Origin of the sequence: Pseudomonas sp. R5-89-07 (assembly GCF_003851685.1) — a bacterium.
Classification (GTDB): Bacteria; Pseudomonadota; Gammaproteobacteria; order Pseudomonadales; family Pseudomonadaceae; genus Aquipseudomonas.
In genome coordinates, this window is the sequence record NZ_CP027727.1 from 2,462,314 (window position 1) to 2,487,139 (window position 24,826).

The following is a 24,826-nucleotide window of genomic DNA, read 5'->3' on the forward strand; positions in this document are numbered from 1 at the left end:
AATGCTAGCTCGGCTTGCGCTGGCTTTCTCGATATTGATGTAACCCCTGATGACACCTCGCTTGCAGCCCCCCATTCCTCGCTAATTTTTCCCTTCACGGTTCGTTTTATAGGGACGACGTGCCTTTGTGCTTCCTGCCTATTGCTCCGGACTCCAACACATGAATGCTGAAGACTCCTTGAAACTTGCTCGCCGGTTTATCGGGTTGCCCCTGGAAAAGCGCCAATTGTTCCTGCAGGCCTTGCAGAAAGAAGGCGTGGATTTTTCCCGGTTTCCGATTCCGGCGGGGGTGGAGGCGCAGGATCGCCAGGCGCTGTCCTACGCGCAGCAGCGCATGTGGTTTCTCTGGCAGCTGGATCCGGCCAGCGGTGCCTACAACCTGCCCGGCGCCGTGCGCTTGAAAGGCGCGCTCAGCCTGGGCGCGCTGGAGCAGGCGTTCGCCAGCCTGGTGGCGCGCCACGAAACCTTGCGCACGGTGTTTCAGCGTCAAGCGGATGAGCGTCTCGCGCAGGTTCCAACCGAGCCGTCGCTGGCCGTCGAACACCTAGACTTGAGCGGCCTGGCGCCGGTTGACCGTGAGCAGGCGGTCAACGCGGCGGCGACGCGTCAGTCGCTATTGCCCTTCGACCTGGAACAAGGCCCGCTGTTGCGCGTGCAACTGCTCAAGCTCGACGAACATGAGCACGTGCTGCTGCTGACCCTGCACCACATCGTCTCCGACGGTTGGTCGATGAATGTATTGATCGACGAATTCATCCGCTTCTATGACGCCCACGAGCGCAACGAGGCGCCGCAGTTACCGGCCCTGGCGATCCAGTACAGCGACTACGCGCTGTGGCAGCGCCGTTGGCTGGAGGCCGGCGAGCAGGCGCGGCAGTTGGCGTATTGGCAGGCGCGCCTGGGCGATGAGCATCCAGTGTTGGAGCTGCCGACCGACCGTCCACGGCCGGCCATGCCGAGTTTCCAGGGCACGCGCCATACCTTCGAGATCGACCCGGCGCTCGCCACGCAACTGCGCCTGTGTGCGCAAAAGCACAATGTCACGCTGTTCATGTTGCTGCTCGGCGCCTTCAACGTGCTGCTGCATCGCTACACGGGGCAGGGCGATATCCGCGTTGGCGTGCCCATTGCCAACCGCAACCGCACTGAAGTCGAAGGCTTGATCGGTTTCTTCGTCAACACTCAGGTACTGCGCACCGAGCTGACTGGCCAGACCCGCATTAGCGAACTGCTGCAAGGCATCAAGGAACACGCCCTGGGCGCCCAGGCTCATCAGGAATTGCCTTTTGAGCGCTTGGTGGAAGCCTTGAAAGTCGAGCGTAGCTTGAGCCATACGCCGCTGTTCCAGGTGATGTACAACCATCAACCGGTGGTGGCGGATATCGCCTCCGTGAGTACCGCCTCTGGCCTGGAGCTGGCCCTGGTGGAGTGGCAAGGCCGTACCACTCAGTTCGACTTGACCCTCGACACCTATGAAAAATCGGGCACCCTGCATGCCGCCCTGACCTACGCCAATGACCTGTTCGACGCGCCCTCCATCCAGCGCATGGCGTGCCATTGGGTCAGCTTATTGCAAGCCATGGTGGCCGACGGTGAGCAGCGCATCGGCGAGTTGCCGATGCTGGGTGCGGACGAGCAACAGGTACTGGTCAAGGCCTGGAACCACACGGCTGAGCCATACCCGACCGAACGTGCCATCCACCATTTGATTGAAGACCAGGCACAACGCACGCCCGACGCCCCCGCGCTGGTCTTCGGTGAGCTGACCCTGAGCTATGCCCAGCTGGACGCGCGCACCAACCGGCTGGCCCATGCGTTGCGTGAGCAAGGCGTCGGCCCGGACGTGCTGGTGGGTATCTGTGTCGAGCGTTCCATCGAGATGGTCGTGGGCCTGCTGGCCATCCTCAAGGCGGGCGGTGCCTACGTCCCGCTGGACCCGGAATACCCCGAGGAACGCCTGGCGTACATGATCGAAGACAGCGGCATCACGCTGCTGCTCAGCCAGCAAAGCCGTATGGCGCAATTGCCCACCGAAGGGATCCAGGTGATTGCCCTGGATCAGCCGGCGAGTTGGCTCGACGGCTACAGCACCGCGGCTCCGAACGTCACCCTCCATGGGCTGAACCTGGCCTACGTGATCTACACCTCCGGCTCCACCGGTAAACCCAAGGGCGCCGGAAACAGCCACCGTGCGCTGGTCAACCGCCTGTGCTGGATGCAACAGGCCTACGCACTCGATGCCGGCGATGCGGTGCTGCAGAAAACCCCGTTCAGCTTCGACGTTTCGGTGTGGGAGTTTTTCTGGCCGCTGATCACCGGCGCACGCCTGGTGGTCGCCGCGCCTGGCGAGCACCGTGAGCCGGCACGCCTGATCGAGACCATCAACCAGTACGCCATCACCACCCTGCATTTCGTGCCGTCGATGCTGCAGGCGTTTATCCATGAGCCCGGCGTAGAAGCCTGCGCCAGCCTCAAGCGGATTGTCTGCAGTGGCGAAGCCTTGCCACTGGACGCGCAACATCAGGTGTTCGCCAAGCTGGCGAATGCAGCGCTGTACAACCTCTACGGCCCAACCGAAGCCGCGATCGACGTGACCCACTGGACCTGCCTCGACGAAGGCGCCGACAGCGTGCCCATCGGCCGTCCGATCGCCAACCTCGCCACCTACGTGCTCGATGCCCAGCTCAATCCAGTTGCCGCGGGCATCTCGGGCGAGCTGTACCTGGGCGGCACCGGCCTGGCGCGCAGCTACCACCGGCGCCCGGCGCTGACCGCCGAGCGTTTTGTGCCAAGCCCCTTCGTGGCCGGCGAGCGCCTGTATCGCACCGGTGACCGGGTGCGCCAGCGCGCCGATGGGGTGATCGAATACCTCGGGCGCCTTGATCATCAGGTCAAGCTGCGCGGCTTGCGCATCGAGTTGGGCGAGATCGAAACGCGCCTGATGCAGCATCCGGCAGTGCGCGAAGCCGTCGTGCTGGTACACGGTGGCAAGCAGCTGGTGGCTTACCTGGTGCTTGAAAGCGATGCACCGGCCGACCTCAAGGCATGGCTGCTGGGCAGCCTGCCGGAATACATGGTGCCCACCCACTTCATCACGCTAGCCAAGCTCCCGGTGACCGCCAACGGCAAGCTCGACCGCAAGGCGCTGCCGTTGCCGGACGCCACGCCGCAGCAGGCCTTTGCCGCCCCGGAAAACGCCCTGCAAACAGCCTTGGCCGCGATCTGGAGTGACGTGTTGGGTATCGAGGCCGTTGGCCTGGACGATAACTTTTTCGAGCTGGGCGGCGATTCGATCATCTCCATCCAGGTGGTCAGCCGCGCTCGGCAGGCCGGGATCCGCCTGAGCCCGCGCGACTTGTTCCAGTACCAAAGCGTGCGCAGCCTGGCGCTGGTGGCGGGCTTCTACGCGTTGAACCTGGTCGATCAAGGGCCGGTCAGCGGTGAAGTCGTGCTGACTCCGGTGCAGCAATGGTTTTTCGCCCAGGCTATTCCGGCGCGCCAGCATTGGAACCAGTCATTGCTGCTGACCCCGCGTGAAGTACTGGACCCTGCTCGGCTTGACGCGGCGCTGATGCAGTTGATCCGGCATCACGATGCCCTGCGCCTGCGCTTCGTGGCGCAGGCCGAGGGGTGGCAACAGCACCACGCCGCGCCGGGCGACGCCCCGGTACTGTGGCAGACCCGTGCCAACACCGACGCCGAATTGGCCGCGCTGTGCGATGAGGCCCAGCGCAGCCTCGACCTGGCGCAAGGCCCGCTGCTGCGTGCCGCCCTGATTGGCATGGCCGACGGCACCCAGCGCTTGCTGCTGGTGGTACACCATTTGGTGGTAGATGGCGTGTCCTGGCGCATCCTGCTGGAAGACCTGCAGCAGGCGTATCGCGGGCAGACGCTGCCGGCCAAGACCAGCGCTTACCAGCACTGGGCGCAGCAACTGCAAGATCACGCGCAGGCCCTTGAACCTCAACTGGCGTACTGGCAGGCGCAATCGGTCGATGACGAGCTGCCGTGTGATCACCCTGAAGGCGGCCAACAAAACCGCCTCGGCGCCAAGCTTGAAACACGCCTCGATGCCGAGCGCACGCGCCAACTGCTGCAGGAGGCGCCTGCCGCCTATCGCACCCAGGTCAACGACCTGCTGCTCACCGCCCTGGCACGTGTGGTCAGCCGTTGGAGCGGGCAGCCCGCCGCGCTGATCCAGCTGGAAGGGCATGGCCGAGAAGACCTGTTCGACGGCATCGACCTGACCCGCACCGTCGGCTGGTTCACCAGCCTGTTTCCGGTACGCCTGCAAGCCGACGGCGAACTGTCCGACGCGATCAAGGCAGTCAAGGAGCAACTGCGCGCCGTGCCCGACAAGGGCCTGGGCTATGGCGTGCTGCGCTATCTCGGCGCGCCTGAAGCCCGCGAATCCCTGGCCGGCCTGGCCGCGCCGCGCGTTACGTTCAACTACCTGGGCCAGTTCGACCGCCAGTTCGATGAGTCCGCGCTGTTCGTGCCGGCCACCGAGGGCAGCGGCCAGGCCCAGGACCCTGAGGCGCCGCTGGCCAACTGGCTGACGGTGGAAGGGCAGGTGTATGGCGGTGAGCTGGCGTTGCAGTGGGGCTTCAGTTGCGAGATGTTCGAGGCTTCGACCATCCAGCGCCTGGCCGATGAGTACGCCGTTGAGCTCAAGGCCCTGATCGAGCATTGCTGTGCCACGCCGGCCGGGCAGGTCACGCCATCGGACTTCCCCCTGGCCCGTCTCAGCCAGGCGCAGCTCGATGGATTGCCGCTCGCTGGGCCGGCCATCGCCGACCTTTACCCGCTGTCGCCGATGCAGCAGGGCATGCTGTTCCACACCCTGCTGGAGCCCGAGGCCCAGGCCTATATCAACCAGTTGCGCCTGGACATCGACGGCCTCGACCTGCTGGCATTCGGGCGCGCCTGGCAAGCCGCGCTGGACCGTCACGACATCCTGCGCAGCAGCTTTCATTGGCTGGGCCTGGACAGCGCGCATCAAGTGATCCAGCGCCAGGTCGACCTGCAGTTGCAAGTGATCGAAGACCCGAGTGCCGATCTCGAGGCCCTGGCTTGCACCGAGCGTGAACGCGGCTTTGAACTTAATGCCGCGCCGCTGTTTCGCCTGATGCTGGTGCGCGGTGCGGGGGCGGCCTGGCACTTGATCTTCACCAGCCACCACATCCTCATGGATGGCTGGAGCAACGCTCAGTTGCTCGGCGAAGTGCTTGCCCATTACGCCGGCCAGGCGGTGCCTGCGCCGCTCGGGCAGTTCCGCGATTACCTGGGCTGGCTGCAACGACAAGGCAACGGCGAAGCCTTCTGGAAAGCCGAGCTGGCGCCCTTGCAAGCACCAACTTTGCTCGCCCAAGCGCTGCGCGCACCGGTCGCGGGGGCCGGTACCGCAGAGCATCACGTCGTGCTGGGCGGAGACTTCAGCCATCGTCTCGGCGAGTTCGCCCGCCAGCACAAGTTAACCCTCAATACCCTGTTGCAAGGGGCCTGGGGCCTGCTGCTGCAACGCTACACTGGCCAACCGTGCGTGGCCTTCGGCGCCACCGTGGCGGGGCGTTCCGCGCCATTACCGGGGATCGAGCAACAGTTGGGCCTGTTCATCAACACGCTGCCGATCATCAGCGCCGCCTCGCCGGCGCAATCGGCCGTCAGTTGGCTCAGCCAGTTGCAAGCGTTGAACCTCAGCCTGCGTGATCACGAGCACGTGCCGCTCTACAACATCCAGAGCTGGGCTGGCCAGCAAGGCGCCGCGCTGTTCGACACCCTGCTGGTGTTCGAAAACTTCCCCGTGGCCGAAGCCCTCAAACAAGGGGCGCCGGCCGGCCTGACCTTCGGCCGGTTGCACAACCATGAGCGCACCCATTACCCGCTGACCCTGGGCATCGAACTGGGTGCCAGCCTGCGCCTGGAGTTCAGCTACGACCGCGCGCATTTCAGCCAATCCCAGGTCGTCCGCCTGAGCGACAACCTGCAGTACTTGCTTGAACAATTTCTCGCCGACGCGCAAAGCCCCCTGGGCAACCTGCGTCTGCTCGACGCCTGCGCCCAGCGCGATGTGCTTGCCCTCAGCCAGTTGCCCATGGCGGCTGTGCGTCAGGAACACGCCCACCAGCGCATCGCTGCCCAGGCACAGGCCACGCCGGACGCGCTGGCGGTGCAGGCCGGCAGTGAACGCTTGAGCTATGTCCAGCTCAACGCACGCGCCAACCGTCTGGCCCATCGCCTGCTGGAACTGGGCATCGGCCCCGGCCAGCGCGTGGGCCTGGCGTCCCGTCGTGGCCCGCAACTGATCGTCAGCCTGCTGGCGGTGCTCAAAAGCGGCGCGGCCTATGTGCCGCTGGACCCGAAATACCCGGCCGAGCGCCTGGCCTATATGCTCGCGGACAGTCGTCTGGACCTTCTGCTCAGCGAAACCGGCTTGCTCACCGAGTTGCCGTTGTCGGCGGGGCTGAGCCGTGTCGACTTCAGCGCCGCCGGTGACGAATTGGCCGGCTACCCCGCGACCAATCCGCCCAACCACGCGGCAGCGGCAGACCTGGCCTATGTGATCTACACCTCCGGCTCCACCGGCCAACCCAAAGGCGTGGCCATCGACCATGCCGCCCTTGGCCAGTTCTGCGACAGCGCCGTGGTGTACAGCCAACTGAGCGCCCAGGACCGCGTGCTGCAATTTGCGACCTTCAGCTTCGACGGCTTTGTCGAGCAGTGCTTCCCGCCGCTGTGCGTGGGCGCGGCGCTGATCATGCGCGGCGATGAATTGTGGGACGCCGGGCAACTGGCGCGCGAGATCGTTGAGCAGGGCGTGACCCTGGCCGACTTGCCTGCGGCTTACTGGTACCTGCTGGCCAAGGAATGCGCCATGGACCGCCGCGCCCTGGGCACGCTGCGCCAGGTGCATGTGGGCGGTGAGGCGATGTCGGTGGAAGGCCTGCGCGCTTGGCATGCGGCCGGGCTGGGCGGTGTGCGGCTGGTCAACACGTACGGGCCGACCGAGGCGACGGTGGTGTCCAGCGTGCATGATTGCCAACTGGTTGATGCCAGCGACGCGTTCGGTGTGCCGATTGGGCGCGCCATTGCAGGGCGCTCGCTCTACGTGCTCGACAGCGCTTTCGAGCCGCTGGCCAACGAGGGCGTGGGCGAATTGTGCATTGGCGCGCAGGCCGGCCTGGCCCAAGGCTATTTCGACCGCCCAGCGCTCACCGCCGAGCGCTTTCTGCCCGACCCGTTTTCCGCCGTACCCGGTGCACGGCTCTATCGCAGCGGTGACCTGGCTCGTTACAACGAGGCAGGCGCGCTGGAATACGTCGGGCGTATCGACCATCAGGTGAAGATTCGCGGCTTGCGCATCGAAATGGGCGAAATCGAGGCCAGCCTGCAAGCCTTGCCGTGGGTGCGCGAAGCCGCAGTACTGGCCGTGCCGGGCGCCAATGGCATGCAATTGGTCGCGTACGTGGTCCCCGCCGAGGGCCACACGCTGGAAACCCAAGCCCTGGCGGCCCGGTTGCGCCAATCGCTGCCGGACTACATGGTGCCTGGGCAGTGGCTGGTGCTCGATGCGTTGCCACTGAACAACAACGGCAAGCTCGATCGCCGTGCGCTGCCGGCGCCGGACCTGAACCTGCACGCCCAAGCCTACGTGACCCCCCATAGCCCGCTGCAGATCCAGCTGGCGGCGATCTGGCAAGCGGTGTTGCAGGTTAAGCAGGTCGGCCTGGACGATCACTTTTTCGAACGGGGGGGCCACTCGTTGCTGGCCACCCAGGTCATTTCCCGTGTGCGGCATGCGCTCAACCTGGAAGTGCCGCTGCGCACGCTGTTCGAACAGCCGACCCTGCACGCATTCGCCGATGCTTGCGCAGCGTTGCAGGTGAACACGGCGCAGCCGCTGCGGGCGATCGAGCGCGACCAGCCAGTGGCGCTGTCCTTCGCCCAGGAGCGTCAATGGTTCCTCTGGCAACTGGACCCGACCAGCGCGGCCTACCACGTGCCGACCGCCCTGCACCTGCGCGGTCAGCTCAATGTCGCCGCCCTGGAACAGGCGTTCCAGGCTCTGGTGCAGCGCCATGAGCCGCTGCGCACCCGCTTTGTGGAGCAGGGCGAGCAGACCCTGCAAGTCATCCATCCACGCCTGGCGCTGACCATCGAGCGCCAGCCCGTCGATGCGTCGGCTATCGAACAGGCGGTGGCCGAGGAAATCCAGCGCCCGTTCGACCTGCGCAGCGGCCCGCTGATGCGGGTCAAATTGCTCGACGTTGCGCCGCAGCATCATGTGCTGGTAATCACCCAGCACCACATCATCTCCGACGGCTGGTCGATGCAGGTGATGGTCGATGAGCTGGTGGCGCTGTACCAGGGCGAAAGCGCGTTACCGGCGCTGCCGATCCAGTACGCCGACTATGCCCAGTGGCAGCGCGACTGGATGGCGGCCGGGGAAACACAGCGCCAGCTCGATTACTGGTGCGCGCACCTGGGTACTGAGCACCCGGTGCTAGAGCTGCCACTGGACCACCCACGCCCAGCGGTGCAAAGCCATCGGGGCGCGCGTCGGCAGATCCATCTGGACAGCGCGCTGGTGGCCGAACTCAAGGCATTGGCCCAGCGTGAGGGAGTGACCCTGTTCATGCTCCTGCTGGCCTCGTTCCAGACCTTGCTGCATCGCTACAGCGGCCAGTGCGAGATCCGTGTCGGCGTGCCGATTGCCAACCGCACCCGCCTGGAAACCGAGCGGCTGGTGGGCTTCTTCGTCAACACCCAGGTGCTGCAGGCGCAGCTGCACGGGCAAATGCCGTTTGCGCAGTTACTCGCCCAGGTCAAGCAACGCGCCCTGGAGGCGCAGGCGCATCAGGACCTGCCGTTCGAGCAACTGGTGCACGTGCTGCAGCCCGAGCGCAGCCTGAGCCACAACCCGCTGTTCCAAGTGATGTTCAACCACCAGGACAACCTGCGCGCCGGCCCTGTTAACTTGCCGGGCCTGGCGTTGCAGGCGCTGGACTGGGCCGGCCACACCACCCAGTTCGACCTGAGCCTGGAAACCGAAGAATCCGCCGACGGCCTTTGGGCGTCACTGACTTACGCCACCGACCTGTTCGAAGCGGCGACCCTGGAATGCCTGGCCGGGCATTGGCAAAACCTGCTGCGCGCCGTGGTGCGCGATGCCTCGCAGGCGCTCGATGAACTGTCGATGCTCAGCGCGCCGCAATGGCAGCAGATGGTACACGACTGGAACCACACGCCATTCGACTATCCACGCGAGCGCTGCGTACACCAGCTGTTCGAAGCGCAAGCCCTGGCCCAGCCGCACGCCGTCGCACTGCATTTCAATGGCGACAGCCTGAGCTACGCCGAGCTCAATCGCCGGGCCAATCGCCTGGCGCACCGCTTGATCGCGGCGGGCGTGGGGCCCGATGTGCTGGTGGCGGTGCACGTGGAGCGTTCGCTGGACATGGTGGTCAGCCTGCTCGCAACCCTCAAGGCCGGTGCCGCGTACGTGCCGCTCGACCCGCAATTCCCGGCGGAGCGCCTGGCGTTCATGCTCCAAGACAGCGGCGCCCGGGTGCTGCTGACCCAGGCGCGGTTGGACGGCCGCCTGGCACAGCCCGAAGGTCTGCACGTGCTGCTGGTGGAAGATCAACAGGGTCAAGAGCACAACCCGCAGGTCGCGGTCTCGCCAGAACATCTGGCCTACGTGATCTACACCTCCGGCTCCACCGGCAAGCCCAAAGGCGTGATGGTGCGACACCAGGCGTTGTGCAGTTTCACTTGCGCCATGGCCGGCACGTTGTCCATCGGCGCCGATGCGCGCCTGTTGTCGTTGACCACGTTCTCGTTCGATATCTTCGCCCTGGAGCTCTACGTGCCGCTGACGGTCGGCGCGACGGTACTGTTGAGCGAGCAGGCCATGGCGCTGGACCCGGAAGCCATTATCGACCTGGCCCACAGCCAGACGGCCAGCGTGTTGCAGGCTACCCCGTCGACCTGGCGCATGTTGCTCGACAGCCCGCGTGCGCACCTGTTGCAAGGTATCCAGTGCCTGTGCGGCGGTGAAGCGCTGCCGGCTGACCTGGCCCAGCGCCTACTCGATCTGCAAGGCCCGGTGTGGAACCTCTACGGGCCGACGGAAACCACCATCTGGTCGGCGGCTCATCGACTGCACGAGGCGCAGCCTCTGGTCGGGCGGCCCATCGCCAATACCTCGCTGTTCATCCTCAGTGCCGGGCTCACCCCCAGCCCGCAAGGCGCGGTCGGCGAGCTGCTGATCGGTGGGGTCGGCCTGGCGCGGGGTTATCACGCCCGTCCGGCGCTCACCGCCGAGCGGTTTGTGCCGGACCCGTTTGGCGCGCCCGGCGCACGCCTGTACCGCACCGGCGACCTGGCGCGCTACCGCGCTGGCGGCGTGGTCGAGTACATCGGCCGGGTCGATCATCAGGTCAAGGTGCGCGGTTTCCGCATCGAACTGGGTGAAATCGAAGCCTGCCTGCGCGAGTACCCAGGCGTGCACGAAGCCGTGGTAGTGGCTGACAACGACCGTTTGATCGCCTATCTGGTGACCTCCGAGCCGGCGCAGCAACAGGCCTACAAAACCGCCTTGCGCGAGCGCCTGCCGGACTACATGGTGCCGGCGCACCTGCTGTTCCTCGACCGTCTGCCGCTGACCCCCAACGGCAAGCTCGACCGCAACGCCTTGCCCCAGCTGGACGCGAGCCAGCTGCACACAGGCCATCGGATGCCCGTCACCCCGCGCGAACAACAGGTCGCGGCGATCTGGGCCGAGGTGCTGGAGCTGCCGCAAGTCGGTCTTGACGATCACTTCTTCGAACTGGGCGGGCATTCTCTGTTGGCCACGCGAGTGGTGTCACGGGTGCGCCAGGCATTGGTCCTGGAAGTCGCGCTCAAGAGCCTGTTCGAACAGCCGCTGCTGGGGGATTTTGTGCGCGCATTGGGCGAGGAGGGCGTTACCGCGCCTGCGCTGCTCAAGGCCGACCGCACGCAACCCTTGCCGTTGTCTTACGCCCAGGAGCGTCAATGGATCCTGTGGCAACTGGACCCGCACAGCACCGCGTACCACATCCCCAGTGCCTTGCGTCTGCACGGCCCGTTGGACCCGGCCGCGCTGCAACGCAGTTTCGACACCTTGCTCGCGCGCCACGAAAGCCTGCGCACCCATGTGCGCCAGGAGGCCGCCGGCGCGGTGCAGGTCATCGAAGCGCTGGGCCTGATCGAAATCGATTTGGGCGCCTGCGACTACGCGGACCTGAAGGCCACGGTCGCGGCCGAGGTCGCCCGCCCGTTCGATTTACGGCGCGGGCCGCTGCTGCGGGTCAAGTTGTTGCGCCTGGCGCAGGATGACCATGTGCTGGTGCTGGTGCAGCACCACATCGTCTCCGATGGCTGGTCGATGCAATTGATGGTCGAGGAGCTGGTACAGCTGTACGCCGCGTTCAGCCAGGGGCACACGCCGAACCTGCCGGCATTGCCGATCCAGTACGCTGACTACGCGGTGTGGCAACGCCACTGGATGGAGGCCGGCGAGCAGGCGCGTCAATTGACGTACTGGCGTGAGCAATTGGGCGGCGAACAGCCGGTGCTGGCGCTGCCGTTCGACTACCCGCGCCCGGCGCTGCCAAGCCATCGTGGCGCACGCCTGGGCATCGAGCTGGCGCCGGGGTTGCTGGAAGGCTTGCGAGCCTTGGCGCGCAACGCTGGCGTCACGCTGCCGATGGTGCTGCTGGCGTCCTATCAGGCGCTGTTGCATCGCTACAGCGGCCAGGAAGACGTGCGCGTCGGCGTACCGGTTGCCAACCGTAACCGCCTGGAAACCGAGGGTTTGATTGGTTTCTTCGTCAACACCCAAGTGCTCAAGGCCGACCTGCACGGGCAGATGAGCGTCGAGCAGTTGCTGCGCCAGGTGCGCCAGCGCTCCCTGGAGGCCCAGGCCCATCAGGACCTGCCGTTCGAGCAACTGGTGCAAGCCCTGCAACCGGAGCGCAGCCTGAGCCTGAGCCCGTTGTTCCAGGTGCTGTTCAACCATCGCGTAACGTCCGCCGAAAGCCGTCTGCAGCAGCTGACCGACCTGCACATCGAAGTGCTGAGCTGGGATGAAGGCGTGGCCCAGTTCGACCTAGCGCTGGATGTGGAAGAAAGCCCGACGGCGCTGCATGCCTCCCTGAGCTATGCCACCGACCTGTTCGCGCCGGCCACCGTCGCGCGCATGGCGGCGCATTGGCAGAACCTGTTGCAGGCGATGATTGCCGATCAGCAGCAACCCATCGGCCAGCTGCGCCTGCTGGATCAGCACGAGCAGCAGCACATCCTGCAGCTATGGAATCGCACGGATTCCGGCTACTCGGCCCAACGTCTGGTGCATGAATTAGTGGCTGACCGTGCGCAGGAAACCCCGGATGCGGTGGCGGTGAAGTTCGATGCGCAAACCCTCAGTTACGCTGAACTCGACGCTCAGGCCAACCGTCTGGCCCACGCGCTGATCGCCCGTGGCGTCGGCCCGGAAGTGCGCGTGGCCATCGCCATGCCGCGCAGCGCCGAGATCATGGTGGCCTTCCTCGCCGTGCTCAAGGCCGGTGGCGTGTACGTGCCATTGGACATCGAATACCCGCGTGACCGCCTGCTGTACATGATGCAGGACAGCTGTGCGCAACTGCTGCTCAGCCACACCCAGGCCTTGGCGCAATTGCCGCTTCCTGAGGGGCTGGAAACCCTGGCCATCGACTGCACCGAGCAATGGGCGCATTTGAGCGACAGCGCGCCGAATGTGGCGCTGGACGGCGACAACCTCGCCTACGTGATCTACACCTCCGGCTCCACCGGCATGCCCAAGGGCGTGGCGGTGCCCCACGGGCCGTTGGTGGCGCACATCATCGCCACTGGCGAGCGCTATGAAACCCGCCCGGCCGATTGCGAACTGCACTTCATGTCGTTCGCCTTCGACGGTGCCCACGAAGGCTGGATGCACCCGCTGATCAACGGCGCCAGTGTGCTGATCCGCGACGACAGCCTGTGGCTGCCGGAATACACCTATGAACAGATGCACCGTCACCAGGTGACCATGGCGGTGTTCCCACCGGTGTACCTGCAGCAACTGGCCGAACACGCCGATCGCGACGGCAACCCACCCGCGGTGCGCGTGTACTGCTTCGGCGGCGATGCCGTGGCGCAGGCCAGCTATGACCTGGCCTGGCGCGCACTCAAGCCGACCTACCTGTTCAACGGCTACGGCCCCACTGAAACCGTGGTCACACCGCTGCTGTGGAAGGCGCGTAAAGGCGACCCGTGCGGCGCGGTGTACGCGCCCATCGGCACCTTGCTCGGCAACCGCAGCGGTTACGTGCTCGATGCCCAACTCAACCTGCAACCCATCGGCGTGGCCGGCGAGTTGTACCTGGGCGGCGAGGGCGTGGCGCGGGGTTACCTGGAGCGTCCGGCCCTGACTGCCGAACGTTTCGTGCCGGACCCGTTCGGCAAGCCCGGCAGCCGCGTGTATCGCAGCGGCGACCTGACCCGCGGACGCCCGGACGGCGTGGTGGACTACCTCGGCCGCGTCGACCATCAGGTGAAAATCCGCGGTTTCCGTATCGAACTGGGCGAAGTCGAAGCGCGCTTGCGCGAGCAGAACAGCGTCGGCGAAACCGTGGTGGTGGCTCAGGATGGCCCGACCGGCAAGCAATTGGTGGCGTATGTGGTCCCGGCCGATGCCCTGGCCGACCCGGCCGAGTTCCGCGACACCCTGCGCCGCGCCCTGAAGGCCGGCCTGCCGGATTACATGGTGCCGGCGCACTTCGTGTTCCTCGCGCAGATGCCGCTGACCCCCAACGGCAAGCTCGACCGCAAGGGCCTGCCGTTACCCGATGCCAGCCAGATGCAGCAACAGTACGTGGCGCCGCAAACCGAGCTGGAGCAGCACATCGCCGCGATCTGGGCCGACATCCTGCACCTGCCGCAAGTGGGCCTGGACGACAACTTCTTCGAAGTCGGCGGGCATTCCTTGCTGGCCATCCAGATCACCTCGCGGGTCCAGGCCGAGCTGGGCCTGGACGTACCGCTGATGGAACTGTTCCAGACCGAATCACTGCGTGCCTATGTGCAGGCCGCAGCCACTTTCCGCGCCGGCAGCGTGGAAGACTTTGATGACCTTCGTGACTTTTTGAGCGAACTAGAGGCGATTTGAACCATGCTTTCCAACCCTAATATCGACCTGGTGTCGCGCTTTCTTCGCCTGCCTCTGGAACAACGTCAGCAGTTCTATCAGCGTCTGCAGGGCCGGGGCATGAGTTTCGCGCAACTGCCGATTGCCTCGATCCGTGAAGACGGCCAACGCCTGCCGCTGTCCTACGCCCAGGAGCGCCAGTGGTTTCTGTGGCAACTGGACCCAGGCAGTGCCACTTACCACATCCCCGGCGCCTTGCGCTTGCACGGGCGCCTGGACCTGGCCGCCCTGCAGCGCAGCTTCGACAGCCTGTTGGCCCGCCACGAAAGCCTGCGCACGCAGTTGGTCGAGGAGGGTGAGCAGGTGTGTCAGGTCGTGCTGCCCCAGGCGAGCGTGCAGATTCAGCAAGGGCAGATCGACGAGACGCAGTTGCTGGCGCGAGTGGAAGCCGAAGTGGCGCGGCCTTTCGATCTGCACCAGGCGCCGCTGCTGCGTGTGACCCTGTTGCAACTGGCTGAGGATGACCATGTGCTGGTGATGGTGCAGCACCATATCGTGTCAGATGGTTGGTCGATGCAGGTGATGGTCGAGGAGCTGGTGCAGTTGTACGCGGCGTACAGTCAGGGACAGGACCTGCAACTGCCGCAGCTGCCAATCCAGTACGCCGACTACGCCCTGTGGCAGCGCGGCTGGATGGAGGCAGGGGAACGGGCGCGGCAACTGGCCTATTGGCAGGCGCTACTGGGCGGCGAGCAACCGGTGCTGGAATTGCCGCTGGACCGTCCGCGTCCCGCGCAGCAAAGCCATCGCGGCGCAAGCTTGCAGGTGCAGCTGCCACCCGAACTGGTCGCCGGCCTCAAGCGCCTGGCGCAGCAGGAGGGTGTCACCCCGTTCATGTTGTTGCTCGCGTCGTTCCAGACCTTGTTGTATCGCTACAGCGGGCAGTCGGACATCCGCATCGGCGTGCCGATTGCCAACCGTAACCGCGTCGAGACCGAGCGGCTGATCGGCTTTTTCGTCAACACTCAGGTGCTCAAGGCTGACCTGGACGGGCAGATGAGTTTTGTCGAGCTGCTGCAACAGACCCGGCAGCGCTCGCTCGAAGCCCAGGCCCACCAGGACCTGCCGTTCGAGCAATTGGTGGTGGCGCTGCAACCCGAGCGCAGCCTGAGCCACAACCCACTGTTCCAGGTGATGTTCAACCATCAGACCGACGCCCAGGGCGGGCGCGGCGGTCAGCAATTGCCGGGCCTGCGCGTGGTGGAGCTGGAATGGGACAGCCAGACCACGCACTTCGACCTGAGCCTGGATACCCACGAATCGGCCGAGGGGCTGTGGGCGGCGTTTAACTACGCCACCGATCTGTTCGACGCGCCAACCATCGAGCGCTTGGCGCAACACTGGCAGCAACTGCTGCAGGCGGTCGTCAGCGCACCGCGCAGCCGTCTGGATGAGCTGCCGATGCTCGGTGGCGCCGAGCAGCAGTGCATGCTCCAGCACTGGAACGCCCCGGCGTGCACCCGTGAACTGCAAGGTGTGCACCGACTGTTCGAGGCCCAGGCCGCCAGGCAGCCCGAGCGCCAGGCCCTGGCGCTGGGTGAACAAAGCCTCAGCTACGGCGAGCTGAACCGCCAGGCCAACCGCCTGGCGCACTACCTGATGGCCCAGGGCGTCGGCCCGCAGGCATTGGTCGGTATCGCCGTGGAGCGCTCCTTTGCCATGGTGGTCAGTTTGCTGGCGGTGCTCAAGACCGGCGCCGCCTATGTGCCGCTGGACCCCGAGTATCCTCGCGAGCGTCTGGTGCACATGCTCGAGGACAGCGGCGTGCGCCTGGTGTTGACCCAGTCGCACCTGCGCGATCGCCTGCCATTGCCTGCGCAGGTGCAGGCGGTGGAGATCGACCTCGCTCAGGCGCAGTTGGCCCTGTGTGCCGAACACACGCCAGATGGCGCGTTCGAGCCGCAAAGCCTGGCCTATGTGATCTACACCTCCGGCTCCACCGGCAAGCCCAAGGGCGTTGCCATCAGCCACGCTGCGTTGAGTGAGTTCGCCGGAATCGCCGCCGAGTATTCGCAACTGGTCGCGCAGGATCGCGTGTTGCAGTTTGCGACCCTGAACTTCGACGGCTTCGTCGAGCAGTTGTACCCGGCCCTGACCCTCGGCGCCACGGTGGTGCTGCGCGGCCCGCAGCTGTGGGACGGCGCCGAGTTGTACCGGCAGATCATCGAGCAGGGCATCACCCTGGCCGATTTGCCGACCGCCTACTGGAAGCTGTTTTTGCAGGACTGCCTGGCGGCGGGTTCGCGGCCTTACGGCGCCTTGCGCCAGGTCCATATCGGCGGCGAAGCCATGCCCCTGGACGGCCCGCTGCTGTGGCAACGCGCGGGCCTGGGCCATGTGCGCCTGCTTAACACCTACGGGCCGACCGAGGCCACCGTGGTCTCCAGTGTGCTGGACTGCACCGACCCCAATGTGATCAGCGGCGTGACTGCCAGCCCGATTGGCCGCGCGGTACCTGGGCGTGGCTTGTTCGTGCTTGACCGCGATCTGAACCTGTTGCCCGTCGGGGCCGTCGGCGAGCTCTACATTGCCAGCGCCAGTGGTCTGGCCAGCGCGTATCTGCAGCGCCCGGGCCTGACCGCCGAGCGCTTTGTCGCCAACCCATTCGGCGTGTGCGGCGAGCGGCTTTATCGCACTGGCGACCTGGCGCGTTATCGCGCCGATGGGGTGGTGGAGTACGTCGGGCGGGTCGACCATCAGGTGAAGATCCGCGGTTTCCGCATCGAACTGGGCGAGATCGAAACCTTGCTGCTGGCCCAGGACAGCGTGCGTGAAGCGCTATTGCTGGCCGCTGACCAGCAGCTGCTGGCCTATCTGGTGCCCGCGCATGCGTTGAGCGACGCCGAGCGCGAGCGCGCCTGCGAGCAATTGCTGGTCACCTTGCGCGAACATCTGCCGGATTACATGGTGCCGGCGCACCTGATCTTCCTCGACCGCATGCCGCTCAACCCCAACGGCAAGCTGGACCGCCAGGCTCTGCCCAAGCCAGGCGCGGGCGCGACACAGCCGGACTGGCTGGCGCCGGTCACGCCGTTGCAGCAGCAGGTCGCCGCGATCTGGGCGGATATTCTCGGCGTCGAACACGTCGGTTTGAACCAGCACTTTTTCGAACTGGGCGGGCATTCGCTGCTGGCGATGCAAGTGGTGTCGCGCATTCGCCACACGCTGCAGCGTGAGGTGCCGCTCAAGGCGCTGTTCGAGCATCCGCGCCTGGATGCATTCGTCGCCGCATTGCAGTCCCAGGACAGCCAGTCGCCGGCCGCCCCGGCGTTATTGCCGACAGGGCGCGAGCAACCTTTGCCGCTGTCCTACGCCCAGGAGCGCCAGTGGTTCCTCTGGCAGCTGGAGCCGCACAGCGCCGCGTACCACATCCCCAGTGCGCTGCGCCTGAAAGGGCAGTTGGACCCGGTTGCGTTGCAACGCAGTTTCGACGCTTTGCTGGCCCGGCATGAAAGTCTGCGCACCTATTTGCGTCAAGACCACGCACGCACGGTGCAAGTGATCGAGCCGCAGGCGTCGTTGCAGATCGCTCACGCCGAGGTCGACGAAGCTGAACTCCAGGCACAGGTCGAGGCGCTGATCGCGCAGCCGTTCGACCTGGAGCGTGGTCCGTTACTGCGCGTGTCGCTGCTGCGCCTGGCCGCTGATGAACATGTGCTGGTGTTGGTGCAGCATCACATCGTCTCCGATGGCTGGTCGATGCAGTTGATGGTCGAGGAACTGGTGCAGCTGTACGCCGCGTTCAGCCAGGGCCACACGCCGAACCTGCCGGCGCTGCCGATCCAGTACGCCGACTACGCGGTGTGGCAGCGCAACTGGATGGAAGCGGGTGAGAAGGAACGCCAGTTGGCGTACTGGCGCGAGCGGCTGGGCGGCGAGCAAAGCGTACTGGAGCTGCCGTTCGACCACCCGCGCCCGGCCGTGCAAAGCCATCGTGGCGCACGCCTGGCCTTCGAGCTGGCCCCCGAGCTGACTCAAGACCTCAAGGCCCTGGCTCGGCAACAGGGCGTGACCCTGTTCATGTTGCTGCTCGCGTCGTTCCAGACCTTGCTGCATCGCTACAGCGGCCAGGAGGAAGTGCGCGTCGGCGTGCCCATCGCCAACCGCAACCGCAGTGAAACCGAGCGTCTCATCGGTTTCTTCGTCAACACCCAGGTGCTCAAGGCCGATCTGCATGGGCAGATGAGCGTCGAGCAGTTGCTGCAACACACCCGCCAACGCGCGTTGGAAGCCCAGGCCCACCAGGACCTGCCGTTCGAACAATTGGTGGAAGCCCTGCAACCGGAGCGCAGCCTGAGCCACAACCCGTTGTTCCAAGTGATGTTCAACCACCAGACCGACGTCGGCCAGGCCCAGGTCCAGCAGCAACTGCCGCACCTGCTGGTCGAAGGGCTGGAGTGGCAAAGCAAGACCGCGCATTTCGACCTGGACCTGGATATCCAGGAATCCACCGAAGGCATCTGGGCCACCCTCGGTTATGCCCAGGACCTGTTCGAAGCCAGCACCGTGCAACGCATGGCGCGCCACTGGCAGAACCTGCTGCAGGGCATGGTCGTCGACCCTCGGCAGCAGCTCGGCCAGTTGAGCCTGCTGGACGCCGCCGAGCAGCAACAGATCCTGGCGCTGTGGGACTGCAGCGCATCCGGCTTCTCGGCCCAGCGCCTGGTGCATGAGTTGGTGGCCGACCGTGCGCGGGAAACCCCGGAGGCGGTGGCGGTGAAGTTCGCCGACCAACAGCTCACTTATGGCGAACTGGAACGTCAGGCCAACCGCCTGGCCCACGCGCTGATCGCCCGTGGCGTCGGCCCGGAAGTGCGCGTGGCCATCGCCATGCCGCGCAGCGCCGAGATCATGGTGGCCTTCCTCGCGGTACTCAAAGCCGGTGGCGTGTACGTGCCGCTGGATATTGAGTACCCGCGTGATCGCCTGCTGTACATGATGCAGGACAGTCGCTCACGGTTACTGCTGACTCACTCGTCCGTCCAACAACGCTTGCCGATCCCGGACGGCCTGCAAGCCCTGGCGGTAGACCAGCTACAAGCTTGGTCCGACGAGCACGACGCGGCGCCGAATGTTGCATTGGACGGCGACAACCTCGCCTACGTGATCTACACCTCCGGTTCCACCGGCATGCCCAAGGGCGTGGCTGTATCCCACGGGCCGTTGGTGGCGCACATCATCGCCACCGGCGAGCGCTATGAAACCCGCCCGGCCGATTGCGAACTGCACTTCATGTCGTTCGCCTTCGACGGTGCCCACGAAGGCTGGATGCACCCGCTGATCAACGGCGCCAGCGTGCTGATCCGTGACGACAGCCTGTGGCTGCCGGAATACACCTATGAACAGATGCACCGTCACCAGGTGACCATGGCGGTGTTCCCGCCGGTGTACCTGCAGCAACTGGCCGAACACGCCGAACGCGACGGCAACCCACCCGCGGTGCGCGTGTACTGCTTCGGCGGCGATGCCGTGGCCCAGGCCAGCTATGACCTGGCCTGGCGCGCACTCAAGCCGACCTACCTGTTCAATGGCTACGGCCCCACCGAAACCGTGGTCACGCCGCTGTTGTGGAAAGCACGCCAGGGCGACCCGTGCGGCGCGGTGTACGCACCCATCGGCACCTTGCTCGGCAACCGCAGCGGCTATGTGCTCGATGCCCAACTGAACCTGCAACCCATCGGCGTGGCCGGCGAGTTGTACCTGGGCGGCGAGGGCGTGGCGCGGGGTTACCTGGAGCGTCCTGCCCTGACCGCCGAACGTTTTGTGCCGGACCCATTCGGCAAGCCCGGCAGCCGCGTGTATCGCAGCGGCGACCTGACCCGTGGGCGCCCGGATGGGGTGGTGGACTACCTCGGCCGCGTCGACCATCAGGTGAAAATCCGCGGTTTCCGTATCGAACTGGGCGAAATCGAAGCGCGCCTGCGCGAGCAGGCCAGCGTCGGTGAAACCGTGGTGGTGGCCCAGGACGGCCCGACCGGCAAGCAGCTGGTGGCCTACGTGGTACCGCTGGACCCGGCCCTGCTCAACGATGCCGCCGCCCAAGCCGACGGCCGCGAAGCCCTGCGCCGCGCCCTGAAAACCCGCTTGCCGGACTACATGGTGCCCACGCACCTGATGTTTCTGGAACGCATGCCACTGACCCCCAACGGCAAGCTCGACCGCAAGGGCCTACCGCTGCCGGATGTGAGCCTGATGCAGCAGGTGTATGTGGCGCCGCAGAGCGAGCTGGAGCAGCAAGTGGCAACCATCTGGGCCGAAATCCTGGGTGTGGAGCGGGTAGGCCTGGCCGACCATTTCTTCGAATCTGGAGGCCACTCGTTGTTGGCGATGCAGGTGATTTCCCGCTTGCGTCAGCTGTTGGATCGGGAAGTCCCTCTGAGGACATTGTTTGAACAACCGCGGCTGCAGGGTTTTGTCGAGGTGCTGACCCACTTGCAAGCGTCTGCGGCGAGCGCACCGCCCATCCTGCCGGTCAGCCGTGAGCAGCCATTGGCGCTGTCCTATGCCCAGGAGCGGCAGTGGTTTCTCTGGCAATTGGACCCGAGCAGTGCGGCCTACCACCTACCCAGCACGTTGCGTCTGCGCGGCTGGCTGGACCGAACGGCTTTGCAGCGGGCCTTCGAGCGTCTGGTTGCCCGCCATGAAAGCCTGCGCACTCAGGTGTATCAGGAGGCCGGGCGCGCCTTTCAAGTGATCCGCGAAGTCGGTGCAGTGGACATCGTGCAGGCGCCGGCCAATGAAAGCGATTTACAGCGTCTGGTAGAGGCGGAAATTGCACGCCCGTTCGACCTGCAACAAGGGCCGCTGCTGCGCGTAACCTTGTTGCGGATCGCCGAAGACGACCATGTATTGGTGCTGGTGCAGCACCACATCGTTTCCGATGGCTGGTCGATGCAGGTCATGGTCGATGAGCTGGTGCAGTTATACGCCGCTTACAGCCAAGGCCAGGATCTGCAACTGCCAGCATTGCCGATTCAATACGCCGATTACGCCCAGTGGCAGCGTGACTGGATGGAAGCGGGGGAGCGGGCGCGGCAACTCGCTTATTGGCAGGCGCTGCTGGGCGGCGAGCAACCGTTGCTGGAGCTACCGCTCGACCGGCCGCGGCCGTCGGTGCAGAGCTTTTGTGGCGCGAGCCTGGCGCTCAGCCTTGCCCCGGCGTTGCTGGCAGGGCTCAAGGGGCTGGCACAGCGTGAAAATGTCACGCTGTTCACGGTGCTGCTGGCCTCGTTCCAGACGCTGCTGCACCGTTATACCGGGCAACAGGACATTCGCGTCGGAGTGCCCATCGCCAATCGCAGCCGGGTCGAAACCGAACGCCTGGTGGGTTTTTTCGTCAACACGCAAGTGCTCAAGGGTGATATCGATCCTCAACTGACGGTCAGCCAATTGCTGCAGCAGGCCAGGCATCGCGCGCTCGACGCCCAGAGCCACCAGGACCTGCCGTTCGAGCAGTTGGTCGACGCCCTGCAGCCTGAGCGCAGCTTGAGCCATAACCCATTGTTCCAGGTGATGTTCAATCACCAGAGCGAAGCCCGCCTGGCCAGTAGCGGCCAGCAACTGCCCGACCTGAAAGTCGAGGGGCTGGATTGGGGCACGCAGACCGCGCAGTTCGATCTGAGTCTGGATACCCAGGAAACCGTCGATGGGCTGTCGGCTACGTTGACCTATGCCACCGACCTGTTCGACGCCGCTACGGCCAGGCGCATGGCGCGTCATTGGCAGAACCTGTTGCAGGCCATGTTGAGTGACCCGGATCAACGGGTCACTCAGTTACCGCTGCTGGAACCGCTGGAGCAGCAGGTCATGGTGGAGCAGTGGAACGACACGGCGCAGGCTTATCCGTTGCACTGCACCGTGCAGCAGATGTTCGAAGCGCAAGTGCGGCGCACGCCGGATGCCCAGGCAGTGCTGTTTGCCGCGCAGGCGCTCAGTTATTCGCAGCTCAATGCTCGAGCCAATCGCCTGGCGCACCGCCTGATCCAGGCCGGTGTCGCGCCGGACATGCTGGTGGGTGTGGCGATGGAGCGTTCAATCGAAATGGTCGTCGCGCTGCTGGCGGTGCTCAAGGCGGGTGGTGCCTATGTGCCGCTGGACCCGGACTACCCGCGTGAACGCCTGGCCTACATGCTGCAGGACAGCAACGCACCGCTGCTGTTGACCCAGGCGCACCTGTTGCAGGCGCTGCCCGTCAGTGATCCCTCGCACTGCCTGGTGGTCGAGCCCGGTGATCTGTGGCTGAGCGAATACGCCGATACCGATCCTGATGTTGCGGTGGACGCAGAAAACCTGGCTTACGTGATTTACACCTCCGGCTCTACCGGGCAGCCGAAGGGCGCAGGTAACCGCCACTGCGCGTTGACCAACCGATTGCTCTGGATGCAACAGGCTTATGCGCTGGACGCCGAAGATACGGTGCTGCAGAAAACACCGTTCAGTTTCGACGTGTCCGTATGGGAGTTTTTCTGGCCCTTGATGACGGGGGCTCGACTGGTGGTGGCGGCGCCTGGGGATCATCGGGACCCATCACGGTTGGTGGAATTGATCAATCGCCAGCAGGTGACCACCCTGCATTTCGTGCCCTCGATGCTGCAAGCGTTCCTCCAGGACCCGAAGGCGGCCAGTTGTCAGGGGCTGCAACGCATCATGTGCAGTGGCGAAGCCCTGCCGGTGGACGCGCAGCAGCAAGTGTTCGCCAAGCTGCCAAACGCGGGCTTGTTCAACCTGTATGGACCCACTGAGGCTGCCATTGATGTGACCCACTGGACATGCGTCGATGAACAGCGCGACAGCGTGCCGATTGGTCGACCGATTGCCAACTTGCGCACGCATGTGCTGGATGGGCAATTGCAGCCAGTCGCACCGGGTGTTGCCGGCGAGCTGTACCTGGGCGGCGTGGGGCTGGCACGCAGTTACCATCGGCGCCCCGGCCTTACCGCAGAGCGGTTCGTACCCTGTCCGTTCCAGCCGGGCTCGCGGTTGTATCGCACCGGGGATCGGGTGCGCCAGCGTATGGATGGCGTGATCGAATACATCGGTCGCCTGGACCATCAGGTAAAGCTGCGCGGCTTACGCATAGAACTGGGCGAAATTGAGGCACGGTTGCTGGAGCATCCGCAGGTGCGCGAGGCCTCGGTGCAAGTGCATGAAGGAAAGTACCTGGTCGGCTACCTGGTGCTGCAGGACTCGACGCAAGCGTGGCGTGATGCCTTGAGCCTTCACTTGTTGGCGCATGTGCCCGATTACATGGTGCCTGCGCAGTGGGTACTGCTGGACCGGATGCCGCTGAGCCCGAATGGCAAGCTGGACCGCAAGGCCTTGCCCGCGCCCGACGTCGGCGTGTATGAGCGCAAATTCGTTGCAGCGCGCAGCCCACTGGAGCACACGCTCGTGGCGGTCTGGAGTGAGGTTCTGGAGCTTGAGCAGGTGGGCGTCGAAGACAACTTCTTCGAGTTGGGTGGGCATTCGTTGCTGGTGCTGATGCTCAAGGAGCGCATCCGCAAGGCCGTCGGCGTGGAGTTGTCGGTGAGTCAGTTGATGCTCAATCCGACCGTGGCCGGGCAGGCGCTGTGCCTGGAGGGACGCGCCGAGACGTCGTTGATCGTGAGGCTCAATAGTCAAATCCGAGGCACACCTTTGTACCTCTTCCATCCCAGCTATGGCTCGGTGCATTGCTACAAGGCAATTGCCCTGGCGTTGCGCGAGCAGCGGCCGGTGATGGGGGTGATGTGTCGCGCGCTGGCCGAGCAGGGCAGTGAGGTTCCCGCCTGGTCTGAAATGGTCGAAGACTACACGTCGCAATTATTGAAGGCACAGCCTGAAGGGCCGTTCCGTCTGGCCGGCTGGTCCCTGGGGGGCAACCTGGCGATGGAAGTTGCCTATGGCCTGGAGCAGGCGGGCCGGCAGGTTGAGTGTGTCGGCTGGATCGATGCATCACCGCCCCAGTGGGTCAAGCCATTCTGGGATAGCGCGGTGATGGTCGATGAGCGGGACATATCTGCCAATGAGCGACGTGTGGAGCTGCTGGGGGTAATGTTCGCGGATTTTTCCGAGCAGATTCACGCCCACTGGTCGGGGCTGCAACGTTCAGAGGCGGAGGACGGCGAGCGGTGGGCCGCCTTCAGCCGCTGGGCCGAACAGACCCTGGGCGAGCGCTTTCTCGAGCTCAAGGAGGAGTTGCTCAATGGTGAGGAGGCGCAGATTTCCTGGGAGGTCGACCGCCTTTTGGGCGAGCGCCTGCGCGATGCCGACTTCAAGGCAATCAAGGCACCGATCAGTTGCTGGTGGGCAACCTTGAGCCGTACCGGGGTGCATCATCAGTTGATCGAGGCAAGCATGCTGGAGGTGGCTGGACAATCGCAGGTCGAGCGTTCAGTGCTGATCGAGACCAGCCATGACCGGTTGATCGATAACGCGCAATTCATCCGCAGCTTCGCCGCAGCGATGGCCTGAGTCCAGGCCTGCGCGAAGGAGCCCCCGGTCACCTCGCGTGACTGGGGGCCGATCGTTCCCACGCCGGAGAGTGGGAATGATCTTCACACACTAAAACGCCCCGGGCAGTGGATGCCCCGGGGCGTTTGGCGTGCAACCGTC

2 protein-coding genes are annotated in these 24,826 nt (G+C 65.1%); both read left to right on the forward strand.

The window, feature by feature from the left end:
• Positions 1-160: 160 nt before the first annotated feature.
• Positions 161-14,194 (forward strand): non-ribosomal peptide synthase/polyketide synthase, encoded by a 14,034-nt coding sequence (locus C4J94_RS11400; protein ID WP_124386245.1) that lies wholly within the window; start codon positions 161-163, stop codon positions 14,192-14,194.
• A gap of 3 nt (positions 14,195-14,197) precedes the next feature.
• Positions 14,198-24,685 (forward strand): amino acid adenylation domain-containing protein, encoded by a 10,488-nt coding sequence (locus C4J94_RS11405; RefSeq protein WP_124386246.1) that lies wholly within the window; start codon positions 14,198-14,200, stop codon positions 24,683-24,685.
• The last annotated feature ends 141 nt before the right edge of the window (positions 24,686-24,826 follow it).